We start from the raw sequence: 19,433 nt of genomic DNA on the forward strand, positions 1-19,433 counted from the left end.
ACTTGTGTATAATTCCGTTTCTCCATGACAATACCCCCTGATGTAGTCTATTTTCCTACATCAGGGGGTACTTTGTCACTGTCCGTTTTTACTGGACCTGTTCAAACCGGAGGGCTTTTTTGCATATGCAACCTTATGGGAGCGCTGGCCTTTTCATTCTTTCAGTCTGGTTGCCGCAACCGTTCGTCAGGCATGCCAGGGCGTTGATCATCATACGCGCCGGCCATTCGCTTTCAAAACGTGTTTCCCGGGGCCAACCGGACATTTCCCAGCGCGGCCAACCGTGACTCCTTATACATTGATCGCATTTCAAGCGGACGCAGTTGTGTCCGCTTTTTCTTTTCGCTGTCCACTGCGGGCGGAAAGAGCAGTCTCTGCTTGTGCCTGTTTTGTTCTGCTGATAATTTTGATCTGAACGCCTTTCCTAGCTGGCAACCTCTCCCCTTCTCCTGGCGATCACACCATTACCCGAAAAGCAGCCGGGTGGAAAAACCAAGGCCGCGCGCATTTTCCCCGTAAAGGATATATTCCCCCGCCCCTGTTTCGCCGCCGAAAATGCGGAGGGTTTCCCCCAGCACACTTTCATTGACATAGCTGACCTGGATTTCAGAAATCCCGCGCGTACGAATCCCCTCGGGCAGGTAATCCAGCAGAATATCCCCATAGATCGCGTTGTTCAGGTGGTGGTTAAAATCAAGGTCGGAATACCGGATCGGGCGCTCGCCCAAAAGCGGCAGTCCCTCCGGCGGCGTGACGCGCTCGACGCGGCTTTCCTTTTCCATCTTTTCATCCGCAAAGATGTTATAGCCCAAAAACACCTTGGGGCGCAGGATTTTGTGCGATTCCGGGTCGGCGGATACGGAGGTCTGCATGATGCGGATGACCTCCTCTTCGCCGATATAGAACACAAAGTCGCGGTAAAACTGCACGCCCGCCGTGCCGCGCGGATGCGTCTTAATGGTCAGCACGTCGTTGTGGCGCGGCATGCGCCTGATTCTGACCAGATTGTTTGTAATTAAAAAGACAAGTCCGTCCGCCTTCAGTTTTTCGTAGCCGAGGCCCAGCGCACCCAAATGCTGTTCACTGGTCTCCTGCGCCATCCGCAGCAGGACGCTGAGCTTTAAAACGCCCTGCGCGCCCACCTCATAGCTGGCCACCGTTTCGGTGCGGACATATTCTTCGGTCGTTATCATGAAACCCTCCTGAAAGAATCCCCCGGCGCTGCCGCCGGGGGAAGTTGCTTCTTCTATCATCGCTCTTTTTATTTAATGACGTCGACACCCATGTAGGGACGCAGAACCTCCGGCACGGTTACGGAACCGTCGGCGTTCTGGTACTGTTCCACAATGGCGGGCATGATGCGGCTGGTCGCCAGACCGGACGCGTTCAGCGTGTGCGCAAAGTGCAGCTTCTTGTCCGCGCCGCGGTATTTCACGTTGCCTCTGCGCGCCTGGTAGTCGCGCGCGTTGGACGCGGAGGAAACCTCCTTGTAAATGCCCATGCTGGGAATCCAGACCTCGATGTCGTATGTCCGCGCCATGGAGAACGAGCAGTCGCCCGCGGCGAGCTTGCTCAGGCGGTAGTGCAGCCCCAGCTCCTGAACGAGACGTTCCGCCTTGCCGACCATCTCCTCAAACGCCGCGTCGGAACCCTCCGGCGTGGTGTACTGGACCATTTCCACCTTATTGAACTGGTGGCCGCGGATCATGCCGCGCTCCTCCGCGCGATAAGAACCGGCCTCGCGGCGGTAGCAGGGCGTGTAAGCAATATATTTGCGCGGCAGCTCCTCCTCTGTGAGGATTTCGTCGCGGTGCACGTTGACCAGCGCTGTCTCCGCCGTGGGCAGCATGAATTTGCGGTCCGCGCTGGTGGGATTCTGAATCCAGTAGACCTCGTCCCCGAACTTCGGGAACTGGCCCGCGACATAGCCGCATTCGTAGTTGAGCATGTGCGGCGGGAGGATCAGCTCGTAGCCGTCTCCCAAATGCTCGTTGACAAAGAAGTTCAGCAGCGCCCACTCCATGCGCGCACCCCAGCCACGGTATAGCCACGCGCCGTTTCCTGCGATCTTCGCGCCGCGCTGATAGTCGATCATACCAAGGCTTTCGCAGAGATCCACATGGTTCTTCATTTCAAAGTCAAAGACGGGTTTTTCCTTGAAATAGCGGACCGGGACGTTCTGCTCCTTGCCGCCCGCGGCGACGTCCTCGTCCGGCAGGTTTGGCAGGGACAGCATCAGTTCCTTCTGACGGTCCTCGAGCTTGCCCAGCTCTGCGTCAAACTCCTTGATCTCCGCGGAAAGCGCCTTCATCTGCGCCATCAGCGAGGAGACGTCCTTGCCCTCTTTTTTCATCACAGGAATCTGTTTGGTCGCGGCGTTCTGCTCCGCTTTCTTCGCTTCTACCTTGCCGGTGACCTCGCGGCGCTCCACGTCGATCTTGAGAATATCGTCCACCACCGCGTCGAGGTCCATCTCGCGCTTTTTAATCGCCGCCTTGACCAGGTCCGGCTCTGTCCGAATCAATTTAATATCCAGCATGTTCGTTAACTCCTTTTATCAATGTTTCATGTGAAACAGTTTTTTATGTGTCTTCCTCCTGGAAAAGCTTCATCAAGTCCGCCAGATCCTGCTCGCCGTAAAACTCAATTTGCAGGACGCCGCGTTTTTTGCTTCCGCTGACGTGTACTTTGCGTCCCAGGTGTTCATGGAGCGCCAATTCCACCTCGTCAAAATAGTGGATGCGATTCGCTTTACGCGGACGCGGCGCGGGCTCTTTCCCGTTTAACTGGTTCGCCAGCTTTTCCAGCTCCCGCACAGAGATGCCCTGCTCCACCACGAGCGCTGCGGCCTTCTGCATTTCCTCCGGGTCCTGGAAGCTCAGCAGCGTGCGCGCGTGGCCGGCAGAGAGTTTCCCGGCGTTGACCAACGCTTGCAGGTCCTCCGGCAGATGCAGCAGGCGCAGCGCGTTCGCCACGGCGGGGCGGGATTTCCCCACCGTTTTGGAGACTTCCTCCTGCGTAAAGCTGTAGGATTCGATCAGCGCCTGATAGCCCTGCGCCTCTTCCAGCGGAGTCAGGTCTTCCCTTTGAAGGTTTTCGATCAGCGCCAGTTCCATGACTTCGCTGTCGCTCATTTCCCGCACCAGCACGGGAACCTCGGAAACGCCGGCCATGCGCGCCGCCCGCCAGCGGCGTTCCCCGGCGACGATCTGGTATCCGCCGCCCAACAGCGGGCGGACCAGAAGCGGCTGCAACACGCCGTGCTGTGCGATGGAATCCGCCAGCTCCGCCAGCGCTTCGTCGTTGAACTCTTTACGGGGCTGCGCACGGTTCGGCTCGATCTCGCTGATTTTCAGCTTGACGGTCGCGTTGGCGTCCTCCATATCGTTTTCTGCGAAGATGGCGTCCAGGCCTTTGCCCAGACCGCCTTTCTTTTTCATTGCCAATGTGTTTCACCTCCTAAGGGGGATTTTGCTTTGGGAAAGCAATGGAAACTTTTATATTTATTTTTATAATGGTACTTTTTCAGTATGGGCATATCGTTAAGATTTTATCTTCAATAAGAGTTTTTCTTAAAACAGACATAATATATATGCGCATATTTTACGCTTTCTTTGCTTTTTAAAAAGCGAGAGAAACCCGCTGGTTTGCCCTCATGCCGGGCGGCACCTCCGGTGGGGACGCTCGCTTGAGGCTAAAGCCTCGCTCGATGCTTCAAACGACCATCGCCGGAGGCGCGTCAGACACTGCGTGTCCGTCTTGCCACAAAAGTAAGCAAAAGCACGCGAAGGGGGGCGTGAGAGCTGGGCTCCGGGTGGGTTCGACTCGCGCCCCCCTTCACCCCCGGTATCCCCCGTATACCTGAGTTGCTCAGGGAGAGCTACGTGCTTTTCATTGCCGGCGAAACTTTGGTCTTTACTTTTTCTTTTAGGTTTAAATATCGTTGTCGGCTAGGATGCCATATGGATGTTTATTCTTTTTATCCCTCTATTGCGCAGATTATGATTTTTATACACTGTACGGCAGACTGACTGCAGAGCCGGGAGCTTGTCCTTTCTGTCGCGGACATCCGTGGGATTTTGTTTCACTCAACGTCCGCCCGCGCCGTCCCGACCGGAGGTCAGCGGTTATGGAGAAGGATTTCGTCGGCGAGGGCGTCGTAAGCAAGGGCGCCTTTGTTACTGCGGTCAAAATAGCCGATCGGCTTGCCGAAACTCGGCGCTTCGCTCAGGCGGACCGTGCGCGGAATCACTGTCGCAAAGACTTTGCGCGGGAAGTACTTTTTGACCTCTTCCACCACCTGCTGCGTCAGGTTCAACCGCCCGTCATACATTGTCAAGAGCACGCCTTCGATGTCCAGCTGTTCGTTATACTGCCGTTTCACGCGCCGCACAGAGTTCATCAACTGGGACAACCCTTCCAGCGCGTAATATTCGCACTGGATCGGCACCAGCAGCGCATCCGCCACACAGAGCGCGTTTGTCGTAATGATTCCCAGAGACGGCGGACAGTCGATGACGATGTAATCGTATTCCGCGCGGAGCGGCACCAGCGCGCTTTTCAGGATGGATTCGCGGTGCTCCATCTCGATCAGCTCCAGCTCCGCCCCGGCCAGGTCCATGCTGGAGGGCAGCAGGTCCAGGTTGGCAAACTCTGTATGAATGCGCGCGTCCTTCGCCTGCACCTCGCCGATCAGGACCTCATACATGGTACTTTTCAGCCTGCGGCGGTCGACGCCCACCCCGCTGGAGGAGTTCCCCTGCGGGTCCACGTCCACCAGCAGCGTCTTCTGCCCCTTCGCGCCGAGCGCGGACGCAAGGTTGACCGCGGTGGTCGTCTTCCCAACGCCGCCCTTCTGGTTTGCAATCGCGAGTATTTTTCCCATGAACCGGCCTCCGTTTCCCTGCCTTTTTTCTCTCAGGACGAAATAAAGCCGTCCCGGACTTTCAAAAAGGATAAAAGATGGCCGCGCCATCTTCCTTGTGCTTCCTATTATAGCACGGACAAGCGGCAAGGGAAAGGTTTATCGTTTAAAAACTGCTGTTTCACGTGAAACTTTGCGTTGATTGGCTCTCTTATCAAGGGATCGCTCTCTTTCATTTTGCAGACTTTTCTGCCGTTCCGCTCCATTTTTTCATACTAATAAAAAGCGCTAAGGGCTAAACCGCTTTTGAGCGATCCTGGCCTTAAGGGCGCAAAGTAATTTGTGATCGATCCGATGGTCAATCGCAATAGATCAGGTGTTTGCATTTCGGACAGTGCTCCATACTCCCCTTGGAATGAAAACAGCCTGTAACTTTAATAGATTAACAATAGGGAGAATGGTTTCCACCAGAGGCGAATCCCCACCGATGGTTCACATTCGGCCCGGCGGTTGAATCGTCGCATGAGAGAAAGCTTTTATCTCAAGATTGGATGATTCGTTTTTTATTCTTCTTGTTCTAACATTTGTGAAAAGCACAGCATGGCAAACATCATATAGTCTTCTTTTAAGAGGGCTTCTTCCTTATATTTTTGCATTTCATTCTCCGTTAGTCCTGAATGTTGACAAATCTTTTTTAAAAATTCGTAATTACTAATGATACGTATGATCGCATTTTGCATCTTGGGAGGCGCTCCCTCCATAAGTTCTTTAATCTTACCAATCTGTTCTTCTTTCTCGTTCATTTTCACTATCTCCCTGTTTTGTCTGCATTTATTTTCAAACTGGATGTATTTATCCAATTATATCAGAAAAACTAAGATAAAATCAAGATGGATATATTTATCCAGTTATTTATTTTGGGAGGGTATTATGTCGAACGGATTGAAACAAGATATTTCCATTGGTCCTAATCTCAAAGCACTAAGGAGAAAAGCCGGTTTATCTCAACGCGAGGCTTCCGCCCGGGTAGAGCTGCTGGAACTTCCCATGACTGAGGACATATTAGCTAAAATGGAACAAGGCAAATATAGTGTCAAAATCAGTGTTTTGCTGGCACTCAAGCAAATTTATGGAGTCAGCTCTTTTGATGCATTCTTTGAAGGGTTGTTATAATCGTTAAAAATGATTGTTTTTCAGCAAAACAACAGAAAACCGGCGCAAGGCGACATTTAGCCGCCCTGCGCCGGTTTTCTTCACAGGGAAAATATAAGGGAAATGGGAGTAGTCTTGTACGCTGTTTCAGGGGCGTTTTTTATCCAGCCTCGCCCATGCTGCATCTATCTACAATCCAATTGAGGATATATAAGCATAAAAAGTTTTTCAGGCGGTTGCCGTCAAGGCGATTTCCGGGAGCAGCTCCTTTCCGTCGCGGCCTTCCGGGGTACTTTGCTTGTATATGCTTTCGCCCGCGCCGTGCTGACCGCAGGTCCGGACTTCCGGGGTGCTTTGTCTGTGCACGCTTTCGCCCGCGCCGACCTGGCTGGAAGCCGTCTTGGGGATACGGACGACGCATTCTATGTATTCGTCGGTTTCATTGCGGATGGTTTTTGCCTGGATTCCCGACATCTGCATGGTCTTGACCGCATGGTTGATCGTATTCATAAAGATGCGAATATCCTTGACAATGACGCGTCGTTTGCTCTTCGGCTTTTCCTCCTTGTCGGATAAAAGCTTTTCGATATACTCGTCGGTCTGCTGTACGTTAAAATGATGCTCGATGATCGACTGCAGCGCTTTCCCGCGCAGGTCGCTGTCCTCAATCCGCAGCAGCGCGCGCGCATGACGTTCCGTCAGCCCCGCTTCGCTGATCTTTTTGCGTTCTTCCTGCGTCAGGCGCAGCAGCCGGAGCTTGTTCGCCAGGGTGGACTGGCTCTTCCCCAATCGAAGCGCCGCTTCCTCCTGGGTCACGCCCCACTCCTCAATCAGGCGGCGGATGCCCTCCGCCTCTTCAAATATCTGCAAATCCTGCCGCTGCAGGTTTTCCGTCATCGCCAGCACCGCGCTTTGTTTATCGCTGCACGAATTAACGATACACGACACGCTGTCCAGCCCCGCCATCCGGCAGGCGCGCAGACGGCGTTCCCCCGCGATCAGTTCGTATCCGTCTTTTGTCCGCCGTACGCTCAGCGGCTGTAACAACCCGTTCTGCTTGATGCTGCGGCTGAGCTCCAGCAATTCCTTTTCCGGGAACGTCCGCCGCGGCTGCGCCGGGTTTGGAATGATTTCTTCCAACGGCACCTCAATGACGCGCCGCTTGTCCTGCAGGATCCCCATCAAAAAACCTCCCATCTGAGATTCTCCTCGCACGTTTATGGTCAAGGCCCCGTGGGGCTTGTCCTTCTGTGCTTATAGAATACCATATGGGAGGCGTGATTTTTTGTAACAATCTGTACGCGAAAAATCATTTATTTTGCGAGTTTTCCACCGTTTGCGGGTTTCTTGTGGAAAACCGATCAGGGAACCAGCGCTTTTGCGATTTCCGACGCAAAGAAGGCCGCTTCCGCCAGCTTTCCCTCATCGCGCTCCAGATCCTGTTCCGTCAGGATCCCACAGGTATAAAAGCTCGCGGCGGGTTTGATCCCCAGCGTTCGGAACAGGTTTTCTATCTTCATAAGAATCGCCTTGCACTCGCGCGGGTCCTCCCCCGCGCTCAATGCAATGGAAATGCCGCGTTTTCCGCCCGGCAGCGCCGCATACGGCTGATGCGCCTTGCTGTACGGCGTACAGCGATCCATAAACACCTTTAAATGGCCGGTGACGTCGCCCCAATAATCCGGAGAAGCAATCAGAATAACGTCCGCGTCCGCCATTTTTCCCAGTACCTTCTGGACGTCGTCCTGCTGCACGCATTCCGCCGTCTGATAGCAGCTGCGGCAGCCCTTACAAAAGGAATACGACTGCTCTCCCAGACAAAGCGTCTCCACCTGCATGCCTTTCTCCTGAAACGCGTCTGCAACCAGCCCGACCAAACGCGCTGTATTGCCGTTCTTTTTGGAGCTAGCGTTTATCAGTAAAGCCTTCAAACGATCCTTCCTTTCAATCGACGCGCGCAGGTTTTCCACAACCGTCCTGTTTTTGGTGGAAAACCCGGCCGCTCTCAAAGCGGCTTTTTTGCGATTTTTGAACCATGACGCGGATATGCCGGGTCCAGAGGCTTGACGCGGGTGATGCGAACGACACGGCGCGCGTCGCCGCCGGGCAATGCAAAGGCGTCTATCCCATCCAGTTCGCAGCCCAGTACGCCGATGGCATGCTTTGCCGCCTGCACCTCTTCCTCCGCGCCGGGGCCCTTCATCGCGAGAAACGTCCCGCCCATCTTCAAAAACGGCAAGCAGTATTCGCACAGCAGGTTCATCGGCGCAACCGCACGGGCCGTGGCAAACGCAAACTGCGTGCGCAGGGGCTTCTGCCGCCCGCCTTCTTCCGCCCGCGCGTGGATGATCTTCACATCCTGCCCCAGCCGATCCGTGACCTCTTTTAAAAAGGTCAGGCGCTTGTTGAGACTGTCCAACAGCGTCAATTTCAACGATGGACGCATGATTTTCAGCGGCACGCCGGGGAATCCCGCGCCCGTTCCCACATCAATCAGCGAAACGGGCTCTTTGTACGCATCGATATACGGCAGCAAAAGAATACTGTCCAGAAAATGCTTGACAGCCACCTCCTTCGGCTCTGTAATCGCCGTCAGGTTCATCTTCTGGTTCCACTCCACCAGCAGCTCCAGATAGGTCTGAAACTGTTCGGCCTGTTCCTCCGTCACCTCGATCTGATCGATCTGGGCGATTTCCCGCAAATAACTTCTGATATCCTCGCTCATGTTGCCTCCCCTTTTGCCAGCCAGATCAGCAGAACGGACACGTCCGCCGGACTGACGCCGCTGATGCGCGACGCCTGCCCGATGTTTGCCGGCTTGACTTTTTCCAGCTTTTCCTGCGCTTCCGTGCGCAGGCCGACTATAGTGTGGTAATCCACGTGGCGCGGCAGTTTTTTGCCTTCCAGACGCCGCATTTCCGCGATATCCGCCTTCTGGCGTTTGATGTAACCCTCGTATTTGATTTCAATCTCCACGTTTTCAAAAATATCCGCTGGCAGCTCCGGACGCGTAATATCCACAGGCGTCAAAACCTCGTAATTCAATTCCGGGCGGCGCAGCAGGTCCGCCAGCTTGACGCCGGTCGTAACCGGCGCTGTTCCACGTGAAACAAGGATGTCGTTCAGCACCTCTGAGGGCGGCAAAACCACTTTTCCCGCGCGGGCGCGCTCTTTTTGAATGCGCTCCTGCTTCAGGCAGTACCGTTCCCAGCGTTCGTCTCCGATCAGGCCCAGGGCGCGCCCGGTCGGCGTGAGGCGTTCGTCCGCGTTGTCCTGCCGCAGGACCAGCCGGTACTCCGACCGGGAAGTCATCATGCGGTAGGGGTCCGTCACGCCTTTGGTAATCAGGTCGTCGATCAGCGTGCCGATATAGGAACCGGCGCGGTCGAGGATCAGCGGTTCCTTTCCCTGGATTTTCAACGCGGCGTTGATTCCCGCGACCAAACCCTGTGCGGCGGCCTCCTCATAGCCGGAACTGCCGTTAAACTGCCCCGCGCCGTAGAGCCCGGGACAATCCATGAATTCCAGCGTGGCGTCCATCTGGAGCGGGTCCACGCAGTCGTATTCAATCGCGTAGGCGCAGCGCATGATTTCCACATGCTCCAGCCCTTTGATCGAGCGGTAGAATTGAAGTTGCACTTCCTCCGGCAGGGACGAGCTCATCCCCTGCAAATACATTTCTTCGGTGTCGAGTCCGCACGGCTCGATAAAAAGCTGGTGTCGCTTTTTGTCCGCAAACCGGACGATTTTGTCCTCCAGACTGGGACAATAGCGCGGGCCGACGCCCTCTATTTTCCCGCCATAGAGCGGAGACCGATGGATGTTCTCCAAAATGATTTCTTTGGTCCGTTCGTTTGTCCAGGAGACGTGGCAAACCGCTTTATTTTTCCCGGGATGAAGGGTATCGTAGGAAAACGGAACCACGGGTTCGTCCCCCTCCTGTACTTCCAGCTCGGTGTAATCGATACTGGACCGCAGCACGCGCGCGGGGGTTCCCGTTTTAAAGCGGCGCAGGCGCAATCCCAGCTTTTGCAGGGACTCCCCCAGAAACGCCGCCGGGAACATGCCGTCCGGCCCACTGTCGTAGGCGACTTCCCCGACATAGATGCGCCCGCCGAGAAAGGTTCCAGTCGCGATGATTACTGCCCTGACGCGGTACTGCGCGCCCATCCGGGTGGTCAGGAGCCACTTTTCCCCATCGCGGGACAGAGACACTACCTCCGCCTGCTTCAATTGCAGGTTTTCCTGTAATTCCAGCTTGTGTTTCATCACGGCGCTGTAGGCACGCCGGTCGATCTGCGCGCGCAGGGAATGCACCGCTGGACCTTTCCCGCGGTTGAGCATCCGGCTCTGGATAAACGTTGCATCGGCTGTCCTGCCCATCTCCCCGCCGAGCGCATCGATTTCACGGACGAGATGGCCTTTTGCCGTTCCGCCGATGGACGGGTTACACGGACAATTGCCCACGGCATCCAGATTGATGGTAAAGACGACGGTCTTACAGCCGAGCCGCGCAGAGGCCAGCGCCGCTTCGATGCCCGCGTGCCCCGCACCGATCACGGCGACATCGTAATTTCCCGCTTGATAGGTCAAAATGGGGTTCCCCCTTTGTTTTATTACAAATTTCGCCATAAAGGCTTCTTTTTCTTCATTGGATGAAATGATCGAGTGTTAAAGGACTGCGGCCCGGAACGGTATGGACGTTAATGTCTTTTGCATCTCCGGCAATGGTGTTTTTTACCTTGCAAGTAAGGGCTAAAACGTGTTTTTCCGCTTTTCTGAAAAGCGGCGGGATCAAAGGGCAGGGTCCTTTGCCGTTCTCCGCAGAGAACGGAACTCTCTTTCTGAGAAGAGCGAGTGGGAACGAGTGATATGGTTTTTTATGAGACAGGGAGCTGCCTCTGGGGCTTTTCTTTGGTTCCCCGGCAAAAGCCGGGGGTTTTCGTCGCTTTGAAAAGCGACAGCAAAGACTTTTTACTTTAAAAAAGTAAAACAAATTTTATTAAACAATTTTCATATTGCGGAAGCAATAAGGTTCTTTACTTTCAAAAAGAAAAAGGAAATTTTCTATACTACCAAAACAATGGGAGACTTTGCTTTTGAAAATCTAAAGAAATTTTATTGCATAAACAACATTTCTTTTAAAAATTTTATTTTACTGCATTAAATAGTCCTGTATATTGTTGTATAAGCAACTTGTATTTATATTTCTTTAAACATCTAAAACCAATTGCATGTGTAATCATATAACCTACTTGCGCTTTTGATAAAGCGAGAGGAACCCGCTGGTTTGCCCTCATGCCGGGCGGCACTTACTTTTCGTCTTGCCACAAAAGTAAGCAAAAGCACGCGAAGGGGGGCGTGAGAGCTGGGCTCCGGGAGGGTACGACTCGCGCCCCCCTTCACCCCCGGTATCCTCATATACCTGAGCTGCTCAGGGAGAGCGACGTGCTTTTCATTGCCGGCAGAGCTTTGGCTGAATTTTTTTCTTTTAAGATTTCGGCAAATTGTCAACAAAGATGCTTCATGGAAGATTATTCTTTTCTCTGTGGGCATTTCATGGTATTTTACTCAACGTCCGCCCCCATTACTCCCGGTGTTCCTCATATACTTGAAAATCTCAGGGGAGTGGCGTGATTTTTATTAGTGACAGCGCTTTGACTAGTCTTTCTACTCTGAGACTATAGCAAATCTAAGACTCCAGCAAATTGTCGGCAACGCTTTCGTTTTCTGTTTTCTCTTTGAAATTTCAATATCCTATTGGCTGAGATAATATCAAACAAGCAAATACGCTATCTTATAAAACCTAAGAAAAACGACTATTTCCCCACACAGAAATGGGCAAAGACCTGATCGACAACGGCCTCTGTGGCGCGTTCGCCGGTGAGTTCCAGCAGTGTGGAAATCGCCGCCTCCACGGAAACGGTGACAGCGTCGAGCGTCATACCGGCGCGCTGTGCGTCGGCGGCTTCCTGTACGCAGTCAAGCGCGCGCCGGGCCGCGTCGCGCTGACGTTCCGTAAAGAGAATTCCCCCGGAGGGGTCCAGCTCATTTGTTTTCAAAATCGAAGCAACCGCTTCTTTCAGGGCTTCCAAACCATCGCCGGACAAAGCCGAAATGTACACCACCTGCCGAAAGGCCTTTTCGATATAGGGCAGGTCGATCCGGCTTTCCAGGTCGCTTTTATTAATCACCGCGACGGCGGGCGCGTCTTTGACCGTCTCAATCAGGGCGATGTCCTCCTCGTTGAGCTCCTGTGAGGAATCAAATACCGCCAGAACAAGCTGGGCCGTCTGGACGCGTTCTTTCGCGCGGTCGACGCCGATCTGTTCCACCGGATCGGAGGTCGACCGGATGCCCGCCGTATCCGCCAGATGCAGCGGCACCCCGCCCAGCAGGACGGTCTCCTCCACAATATCGCGTGTGGTTCCGGCGTACTCCGTCACTATGGAGCGTTCACAGCCGGAGAGCAGGTTCATCAACGTGGATTTTCCAACATTGGGACGACCCGCGATCACGGTATTGACGCCCTCGCGGATTGCTTTTCCCGCGTCGAACTGCGCAAGCAGCTTTTCCAGATCAATTTTTGTCTGGGCCAGCGTTTGCTCCAATTCGGCTTCGTCCACCTGCGGAATGTCGTCGTCCGGATAATCGGCCCACGCCTCCAGATGCGCGGCGGCGGACAGCAGAGTTTCCCGGATGGCGTGGATGCGCTTTTCCAGCGCGCCGTCATGTCCCGCCAGAGCAACCTTACCCGCCTCTACCCCCTGCGCGGAGATAATCTGCATCACGGATTCGGCCTCTGTCAATCCAATCTTTCCGTTCAGAAACGCCCTGCGCGTAAATTCGCCCGGCCCCGCCGGGGATGCGCCCGCGGCAAACACCGCTTTGAGCACGCGGCGCATCACATACAGGCCGCCGTGGCAGGAAAGCTCCACCACGTCCTCCCCGGTAAAACTCGCGGGCGCTCTGAAATTCAGGGCAATCGCTTCGTCGATGTCCCCTTCCCTGTCAAACACGCGCCCATAGAGCGCGGTATATCCCTTTAGCTCATCCAACGACTTCCCATGCGCGGAACGAAATACACGACCCGCAACCGCGCGGGCCTCCGGTCCGGAAATGCGGACAACTCCGATGCCGCCCGCCGCCTGCGGCGTGGAAATTGCCGCGATTGTCTTTGCCATGCTGTTCTCCTTTACACACAGCGTTAAAATAACGCTGACCTCAACTTTGTTGCCGAAATGGCAGATCAAACACGTTATTCACGACATCCAAAAGGACGCCGGTCTTACGATCATATCCTTTACACTATCACCAATCAAATTGCATTCCACAGCACCTTTAAGGCTACTGACTCATTTTTCACTTCGGCAGTACATCAAATGTACCGCGATTTCCGGCACACCGGTCTTGCAACGATGACTTTTACGCCGTCCGAACGATCCATTTCAACCCACAGTGCCCCGCGGGTACTGGCCGTGTACGAGGGAAAGAAAAATTATGATTGCGGATTTCAACCCACAGGCCTTTCTGAGCCTGACTACACAGCACATTCTGCACAACCTTTTCTTTATTTCAATCCCATTTCATTTTTGTTCCTCTGGTTCATCCGGACCATTCAGATTCCTGCTTTTAACCCACAGTATCTCTATGGATACTGACACTTGACGTTGGCCTTGGTAATTTCAATCCACAGTGCCCCTGCGGGCACTGACAGGCAGCGCATCATGGTGTAACGTTCCACCATCATTTCAATCCACAGTGCTTTTGTTGGCACTGACTTTATTTCACCAGCTGCGGCGCGTCGCTGGAAGCGTGAATTCTATCCATCGCACCCCCTGTGGGCTTTGACTGCAGGCAAAAGGATTGTAGTGCATGGATTTCCTGTTTCAATCCACAGGCTCGCATGGAACCTGACCGTTGCCGCACATCAAGCGAACCGAAGGCGCGGCGATTTCATCCCACAGGCTTCTGTCAGTTCAACGCAAGATGATGCAGATAAAAACGATAAATTTAAAAACTGTAAAGCCATCCACAACCGGCCTGAATTCACAACCCCCGCCGCAATAAAAAGAGGACGATTCCCACGAACCGTCCCCCTTCCGGCAGCGCCGGTTGCTTTGTTCAGTTAGTTGTCCTCTTTTTTGACGTCGATGCGTCCATAGAGCGGGCCGCTTGTTTCGCGCTTAGGCGTCTGCGGCGCGCTGTTGTTCGGGCGCGGCGGTCTGGGGCCGCTCTGCTGCGGGCGCGGGCCGCGGTTGTTATAACCGCCGCCGTTCTTATGGAAGCCGCCGCGCGGCTTATCTCCATACGGCTTGTCCCCATAGGGCTTGCGGGGTCCGCGGGTATTGTTGTAGGGTCTGCGCGGCAGCGGCTTTTCGCCGCCTTCGGGACCGATTACCACGTGGCGGTTGAGATCCTCTCCCTCGCTCCAGCTCTTTGCGCCCTCTACCTGCTGCACAGCGGTATGAATGATGCGGCGCTCATACGGGTTCATCGGCTCCAGGGAACAGTTGCGGCCGATCTTAACAGCTTTTGCCGCCATCTTTCGGCCCAGCACTTCCAGGGTGTCCTTGCGTTTCTCGCGGTAATTACCGATATCCAATGTAATCCGATAATAGGTGTTGTCGATGTGGTTGGCGACCAGGCCCGCCAGATACTGCAGCGCGTCAAGCGTCTCGCCGCGGTGGCCGATGATAAAGCCGATGTCATCCCCCGTCAGGGAGATCATCGCGCCGCTTTCCTCCTCCTGAATATCAAATGCAACGGAGGTCAGGCCCATGTTTTCCAAAATCCTTTTCAAATACGCCGCCGCCGCGTCCGCTGGACTGCTCTTGATAAACGCGCGCACTTTTGCAGGATTACCGCCGAATAAACCGAATGTCTTGCGGACCGGCATTTCCAGAATCTCGAACTCTGCTTCGTGGGACTCGACGCCCAATTCCCTGCATGCGGTCTCAAAGGCTTCTTCCACTGTCGCGCCCGTGCCGATTACTTCTTTAATCACGTTAAAACCCCTCCCGGCGTTTCACCGCATGGTTTTCCTGCCGTGCGGCGTCCTTATTTTTTGCTTCCGCGATAATCGTCGCTGTTTTGCTTGTTCTTTCCCTTGGGCTTTTGTCCCTGGCTCTGCTGAGGCAATGCTTTTTCTTTTTTGTTTGCCTGCTGTTTGGCCGGTGCGCCGGACGCAATCTTCATCGGCACGGACAAACGCGGAATACGGGCCTCCTCCTGTTCACGCAGCGCGATCCGCTGCGCCTCCGCCTTTGCGCCAATGAGCGCGGGGCTGTAGAACTTGCGCAGGACCAGCGTCTGGATAAAGCTGACCACCGTCTGGATAATCCAATAGAAGCCGACGGCGCCCGGCAGGGTATACGCGATCCATGCGCTGAAAAGGGGCATGATGTAAAGCGTTATCTTCATGCAGCCCTGCTGCTGGTCCATGCCCGGCTGCATCTTTGTCATCGCCACCTGGGAAATCAAGGACGTGGCCAGGCAAAGCACGGGAATCAGCCACATAAAGGAGAAAAATCCGCTGCTCTGCGGGGTATCCAGCAGGTTCAATCCAAGGAAATTGAAACCTGAGCTCAAGGAAGCGATTCTGTCCAGCTCATCGCCGCTAAACATGGTGAGGTGGGGGCGGAGCTGATCGAAGTGTTTGATAATCTCCATCTGTCCATACATGGAATTAAACGTCGTGCCAACGCCCGGGATTTGGGAGAGCAGCGTCGTCGCCTTATTGATGGAGTCGATGCCGATGTGCAGCGCATTCTGCAGCGGGTACAGCACCGTGTAATAAATACCGATCATGATCGGGAACGGAAGAAGCATCGGCAGGCAGCCGCTGGCGGGGCTGACCCCCTCCTGGTCGTACAGCTTCTGCATCTCTTCCTGCATTTTTGCTTTGTCGTTTGCGTAGCGCTTTTGAATCTCTTTTTGCTTAGCCGCCATCTTGCTGTTGGCCGCCATGGACTTCTGCTGCTTGATTGAGAACGGGAACAGGATAATCTTTGTCACAATGGTGAACAGAAGAATCGCGATCCCGTAATTGTGGATCAGGGTGTAAAAGAACCAGAGCAGATATCCGAGGATCCCGCCGAACCAGTTAAAAATACTCGTCATGTAACCAATGCTCCTGACTGTGATCCGGGCCGAGACGCCCGGTTTTTCTCTATGGTATCCGGAACTTTCATTCAGACTGCATGAAAAGCGCTTATGAAAACAGATCCTTTAAACCTTTCATTTCACGCTTTCAACGACCGGAACGCGCAGGACTGCGTTTAGCCTTCCTTTGCCTTCCGCTTGTTCTTCCGTTCCGGGACGGGGTCATACCCGCCGCGGCTGAAGGGATTGCACCGCAGGATACGGTACGCCGCCAAAAAGAAGCCCTTAAACGCGCCAAAACGCGCCACGGCCTCCAGGGCGTAGTTGGAACAGGTTGGATAATACTTGCAGCAGGGTTTCTTGTACGGGGAAATCGCCTGCTGATAAAACCGGATAAGCAAAATAAGCAGGCGTTTCACTTCAAAACACCCGCGTCCTTCAGTTGCCGCATCAATACGCGGTAAATATCGGTACTTTTGACAAACGGCGTTCGGCCCCTGGCCACCAGAATAAAATCATAACCTTCTTTAATCTGGGGGGACGCCTGGCGGAACGCTTCCCGCATGATCCGCCGGGAGCGGTTGCGCAGGACAGCATTGCCCGTCTTTTTACTCGTGGTGATTCCCGCGCGCAGGTTGCGGCTGCGGTTTTTCAGGACGTATGTGACGACGATCGGGGAAACATACGATTTCCCTTTCGTATATATGCGCCGGAAATCCCGGTTTTCCTTGATCGCGATAAACAATTCCGTTCCTCACCTTCTAAAGCGGGCGCCGTGCCGGCGGGGCGGTTCCCCTGCCGTTTGATTGGTTGTAAAAAGAAAGGCCACTCTCCGGTGGCCTTTTGTCTTAGTAGCTCAGGCGCGCTCTGCCCTTTGCTCTGCGGCGGGCCAAGACTTTACGGCCATTGCTGGTGGACATTCTTTTGCGGAAGCCGTGCTCCTTTTTTCTGTGGAGCTTCTTAGGCTGATACGTTCTCAGCATGAAAAAACCCTCCTTTCAGGGTACAAACCTTGCAATTTAGCATTATATATGATGTACCGGCGGCCTGTCAACCTTTTCTTTGTATTTTTCAGGCTGCAAAAATCCGCGAAACGCCGCGGTTTCCCCAGCTTTTAGGGATATGTTTTTATCATACCACAATATCGTGTACAAGTGTAAGGAAAATCGCGGAAAAAATTTTTTTACATTCCACAGCGTGTGGGAAATCTCTGTGGAAAACCCGTGGAAAAGTTGTAATGAAATTAAAAATGTGATACTATAAGATATATACTGTCTGATGGCACCCCTGTGAAAAAACGGCGGAACGCCGGGCGGTCCCGTATCAGGCGGGGCGCTGAGACGCCGTCCGGCGCGGTTTTACAGGCCTGCACCAGCGGGCCGGGACGATTACACAACACGGAGGTTCAACAAATGGAATCTTTTACCGAGGCATGGAGCCTGATATGCGATTACTGCAAAAGCCATATCACGGAAGTCGCCTACACAACCTGGATCAGCCGCATTGAACCAGTCAATCTGGATTTTGCAAAGGGTGTGGCGCTTCTGCAGGCGCCCAACGAATTTCACCGGCAGACGCTGAACCGGTGCTATACCACTTTGCTCAACGACGCGTTTTCCGAGATTTTCGGCACGGGTATCCAGGTACAGATCTGCGTGCCGGACGAGGTCGCTTCCTCTGAAAAACAGGAGGATACATCCGACAAGAACGACGATTACGAATATACCTTTGACACCTACATCGTCGGCCCGTCCAATAAATTCGCGCACGCGGCGTCGATGGCGGTGGCGACCAAGCCCGCCACGCTGTACAACCCGCTGTTCATCTACGGGAACTCCGGGTTGGGCAAAACGCACTTATTGTACGCGATCTGCAACGAGATTGCCCGGACGCATCCGGAAATGAACATCATTTATATCAAGGGCGACGAGTTTACCAACGAGCTAATCGAAGCGATCCGGCACGGCACCACGGCGGAATTCCACCAGCGGTACCGCAAGGCCGACGTGTTTCTGGTCGACGACATTCAGTTTATCGCGGGCAAGGAATCCACGCAGGAGGAATTTTTCCATACCTTTAATACCTTATATGAGGCGAAAAAGCAGATCGTCCTGACGTCCGACCGGCCGCCGAAGGACATCGCCACGTTGGAAGAGCGCCTGCTGACCCGTTTTGAGTGGGGATTGACAGCGGACATCCAGCCGCCGGACTTTGAAACGCGCATTGCAATCATCAAGCGCAAGGCGGAGCTGTTGGGCATCGACGTGCCGAACACGGTTGTGGAATACATCGCCAACCGGCTGAAGAACAACATCCGCCAGCTGGAGGGGACCGTCAAGAAGCTGAAGGCGTATTATCTGCTCAACGGCGACGCGCCGAGCCTGACAACGGCACAGATGGCGGTGAGCGACATCATCAACAACGACCAGCCTGTCCCGGTGACGGTTGAGAAGATTATCGAAGAGGTTGCGCGCACCTTTGGGTCCACGCCGGAGGACATCCGGTCCAGCAAGCGGTCCGCGAATATTTCCAACGCGCGCCAGGTGGCGATGTACATCGTCCGCGAGATTACCCAGATGCCAATGACCGCCATCGGCGAGGAGTTCGGCGGGCGCGACCATTCCACTGTGGTCTACGCCATCCAGCAGGTCGAAAAGAGCATGGCCCGCGATCCCAAAATTAAAGCGACAATCGAAGACATCGTCAAAAATATCCGTGACCGCTGACCTCCGGTCGGGACGGCGCGGGCGGACGTTGGGCAAAATAAAACTCCACGGATGTCCGCGACGGAAAGAACAATCTCCCGTGTGGCATCTGCACCGATAATTTGCTAAAAAAATTTAAAGAAGAAAATTCAGCCAAAGCTCCGCCGGCAATGAAAACCACATTTCCCTCCCGGAGCAAAGAATCCTCATGGGGATACCGGGGGTGAAGGGGGGCGCGAGTCGTATCCACCCGGAGCCCAGCTCTCACGCCCCCCTTCGCGTGCCTTTGCCTACTTTCGTGGCAAGACCGGACACACAGTGTCTGACGCGCCTCCGGCGATGGTCGTTTGAAGCATCGAGCGAGGCTTTAGCCTCAAGCGAGCGTCCCCACCGGAGGTGCCGCCCGGCATGAGGGCAACCTGCGGTTTTCTCCCGCTTTTGCAAAAGCGAGCAAAACATATTATTGCATGTGCAATCAGTTTGTTTGATTTGTGTGAAGCCCTATGTAAGGATATTTAGAATTTTGATATAATGTTGTTGATGCAACATTCTGCAAGACAAGGTTTTATTTAAGCAAATAAAAATTTATAGAAATGTTGCTTACACAA

General features: G+C 54.0%; 17 protein-coding genes. 2 read left to right on the top strand and 15 right to left on the bottom strand.

All coding sequences use genetic code 11. The annotated features are described in order from the left end of the window. Nucleotides 1–464: 464 nt before the first annotated feature. The 5 genes from I4V53_RS02600 to I4V53_RS02620 form a co-directional block, all read right to left on the bottom strand. A complete protein-coding gene (locus tag I4V53_RS02600) occupies nt 465–1,193 on the bottom strand; it encodes an acyl-[acyl-carrier-protein] thioesterase (RefSeq protein WP_195983841.1) in 729 nt (242 codons plus the stop codon). Between the two features lie 68 nt (nt 1,194–1,261). Further along, on the bottom strand, nt 1,262–2,539 hold the full coding sequence (serS, locus tag I4V53_RS02605) for a serine--tRNA ligase (protein ID WP_195983842.1): 1,278 nt from the start codon (nt 2,537–2,539) through the stop codon (nt 1,262–1,264). Nucleotides 2,540–2,582: 43 nt separating this feature from the next. Continuing rightward, on the bottom strand, nt 2,583–3,440 hold the full coding sequence (locus I4V53_RS02610) for a ParB/RepB/Spo0J family partition protein (protein ID WP_195983980.1): 858 nt from the start codon (nt 3,438–3,440) through the stop codon (nt 2,583–2,585). A gap of 680 nt (nt 3,441–4,120) precedes the next feature. After that, nucleotides 4,121–4,885, bottom strand: coding sequence for a ParA family protein (locus I4V53_RS02615; RefSeq protein WP_195983843.1), 765 nt, complete (start codon nt 4,883–4,885; stop codon nt 4,121–4,123). A gap of 542 nt (nt 4,886–5,427) precedes the next feature. After that, nucleotides 5,428–5,667: a hypothetical protein gene (locus tag I4V53_RS02620; RefSeq protein WP_195983844.1), complete on the bottom strand. Its 240-nt coding sequence runs from the start codon at nt 5,665–5,667 to the stop codon at nt 5,428–5,430. Between the two features lie 127 nt (nt 5,668–5,794). Between I4V53_RS02620 and I4V53_RS02625 the strand changes: the two genes are divergently transcribed. Beyond that, the gene (locus I4V53_RS02625; RefSeq protein ID WP_195983845.1) at nt 5,795–6,037 is read left to right on the top strand and encodes a helix-turn-helix domain-containing protein; all 243 of its coding nucleotides are present in this window, start codon (nt 5,795–5,797) and stop codon (nt 6,035–6,037) included. A 207-nt stretch (nt 6,038–6,244) separates the two neighbouring features. Here the strand turns inward: I4V53_RS02625 and I4V53_RS02630 are convergent, their stop codons facing one another. The 10 genes from I4V53_RS02630 to rpmH form a co-directional block, all read right to left on the bottom strand. Further along, entirely contained in the window at nt 6,245–7,213 is a 969-nt protein-coding gene (locus tag I4V53_RS02630; protein ID WP_353616460.1) for a ParB/RepB/Spo0J family partition protein, read from the bottom strand. A 164-nt stretch (nt 7,214–7,377) separates the two neighbouring features. Next, complete coding sequence (locus I4V53_RS02635; protein ID WP_195983846.1) at nt 7,378–7,947, bottom strand: flavodoxin family protein; 570 nt, start codon at nt 7,945–7,947, stop codon at nt 7,378–7,380. 74 nt (nt 7,948–8,021) lie between these two features. Then, nucleotides 8,022–8,741: a 16S rRNA (guanine(527)-N(7))-methyltransferase RsmG gene (gene rsmG, locus I4V53_RS02640; protein ID WP_195983847.1), complete on the bottom strand. Its 720-nt coding sequence runs from the start codon at nt 8,739–8,741 to the stop codon at nt 8,022–8,024. Next, nucleotides 8,738–10,609 (bottom strand): tRNA uridine-5-carboxymethylaminomethyl(34) synthesis enzyme MnmG, encoded by a 1,872-nt coding sequence (gene mnmG / locus I4V53_RS02645; RefSeq protein WP_195983848.1) that lies wholly within the window; start codon nt 10,607–10,609, stop codon nt 8,738–8,740. The genes rsmG and mnmG overlap by 4 nt, the downstream gene beginning before the upstream one ends. Nucleotides 10,610–11,835: 1,226 nt before the next feature. After that, on the bottom strand, nt 11,836–13,200 hold the full coding sequence (gene mnmE / locus I4V53_RS02650) for a tRNA uridine-5-carboxymethylaminomethyl(34) synthesis GTPase MnmE (protein ID WP_195983849.1): 1,365 nt from the start codon (nt 13,198–13,200) through the stop codon (nt 11,836–11,838). Nucleotides 13,201–14,144: 944 nt separating this feature from the next. Further along, nucleotides 14,145–15,023, bottom strand: coding sequence for an RNA-binding cell elongation regulator Jag/EloR (gene jag / locus I4V53_RS02655; protein WP_195983850.1), 879 nt, complete (start codon nt 15,021–15,023; stop codon nt 14,145–14,147). 53 nt (nt 15,024–15,076) lie between these two features. Continuing rightward, complete coding sequence (locus I4V53_RS02660) at nt 15,077–16,138, bottom strand: YidC/Oxa1 family membrane protein insertase (protein ID WP_195983851.1); 1,062 nt, start codon at nt 16,136–16,138, stop codon at nt 15,077–15,079. Between the two features lie 158 nt (nt 16,139–16,296). After that, nucleotides 16,297–16,539 carry a membrane protein insertion efficiency factor YidD gene (gene yidD / locus I4V53_RS02665; RefSeq protein ID WP_195983852.1) on the bottom strand — a complete coding sequence of 81 codons (243 nt, stop codon included), beginning with the start codon at nt 16,537–16,539 and terminating at the stop codon, nt 16,297–16,299. Further along, the gene (gene rnpA, locus I4V53_RS02670; RefSeq protein ID WP_050696953.1) at nt 16,536–16,865 is read right to left on the bottom strand and encodes a ribonuclease P protein component; all 330 of its coding nucleotides are present in this window, start codon (nt 16,863–16,865) and stop codon (nt 16,536–16,538) included. Before rnpA ends, yidD begins: the two co-directional genes overlap by 4 nt. Before the next feature lie 103 nt (nt 16,866–16,968). After that, on the bottom strand, nt 16,969–17,103 hold the full coding sequence (rpmH, locus tag I4V53_RS02675; RefSeq protein ID WP_038322395.1) for a 50S ribosomal protein L34: 135 nt from the start codon (nt 17,101–17,103) through the stop codon (nt 16,969–16,971). Nucleotides 17,104–17,532: 429 nt separating this feature from the next. Between rpmH and dnaA the strand changes: the two genes are divergently transcribed. After that, entirely contained in the window at nt 17,533–18,846 is a 1,314-nt protein-coding gene (gene dnaA, locus I4V53_RS02680; protein WP_195983853.1) for a chromosomal replication initiator protein DnaA, read from the top strand. The last annotated feature ends 587 nt before the right edge of the window (nt 18,847–19,433 follow it).

Source organism: Clostridium sp. D33t1_170424_F3 (assembly GCF_015667585.1).
Lineage (GTDB): Bacteria > Bacillota > Clostridia > Oscillospirales > Acutalibacteraceae > Anaeromassilibacillus.

What these genes read in the sequence shown, in the direction of transcription:
- I4V53_RS02630 (WP_353616460.1), bottom strand. Translation starts at nt 7,213, where the DNA reads ATGGGAGGTTTTTTGATGGGGATCCTGCAGGACAAGCGGCGCGTCATT.
- rpmH (WP_038322395.1), bottom strand. Translation starts at nt 17,103, where the DNA reads ATGCTGAGAACGTATCAGCCTAAGAAGCTCCACAGAAAAAAGGAGCAC.
- dnaA (WP_195983853.1), top strand. Translation starts at nt 17,533, where the DNA reads ATGGAATCTTTTACCGAGGCATGGAGCCTGATATGCGATTACTGCAAA.
- I4V53_RS02660 (WP_195983851.1), bottom strand. Translation starts at nt 16,138, where the DNA reads ATGACGAGTATTTTTAACTGGTTCGGCGGGATCCTCGGATATCTGCTC.
- I4V53_RS02615 (WP_195983843.1), bottom strand. Translation starts at nt 4,885, where the DNA reads ATGGGAAAAATACTCGCGATTGCAAACCAGAAGGGCGGCGTTGGGAAG.
- I4V53_RS02620 (WP_195983844.1), bottom strand. Translation starts at nt 5,667, where the DNA reads ATGAACGAGAAAGAAGAACAGATTGGTAAGATTAAAGAACTTATGGAG.
- I4V53_RS02610 (WP_195983980.1), bottom strand. Translation starts at nt 3,440, where the DNA reads ATGAAAAAGAAAGGCGGTCTGGGCAAAGGCCTGGACGCCATCTTCGCA.
- rsmG (WP_195983847.1), bottom strand. Translation starts at nt 8,741, where the DNA reads ATGAGCGAGGATATCAGAAGTTATTTGCGGGAAATCGCCCAGATCGAT.
- serS (WP_195983842.1), bottom strand. Translation starts at nt 2,539, where the DNA reads ATGCTGGATATTAAATTGATTCGGACAGAGCCGGACCTGGTCAAGGCG.
- I4V53_RS02600 (WP_195983841.1), bottom strand. Translation starts at nt 1,193, where the DNA reads ATGATAACGACCGAAGAATATGTCCGCACCGAAACGGTGGCCAGCTAT.
- I4V53_RS02625 (WP_195983845.1), top strand. Translation starts at nt 5,795, where the DNA reads ATGTCGAACGGATTGAAACAAGATATTTCCATTGGTCCTAATCTCAAA.
- mnmE (WP_195983849.1), bottom strand. Translation starts at nt 13,200, where the DNA reads ATGGCAAAGACAATCGCGGCAATTTCCACGCCGCAGGCGGCGGGCGGC.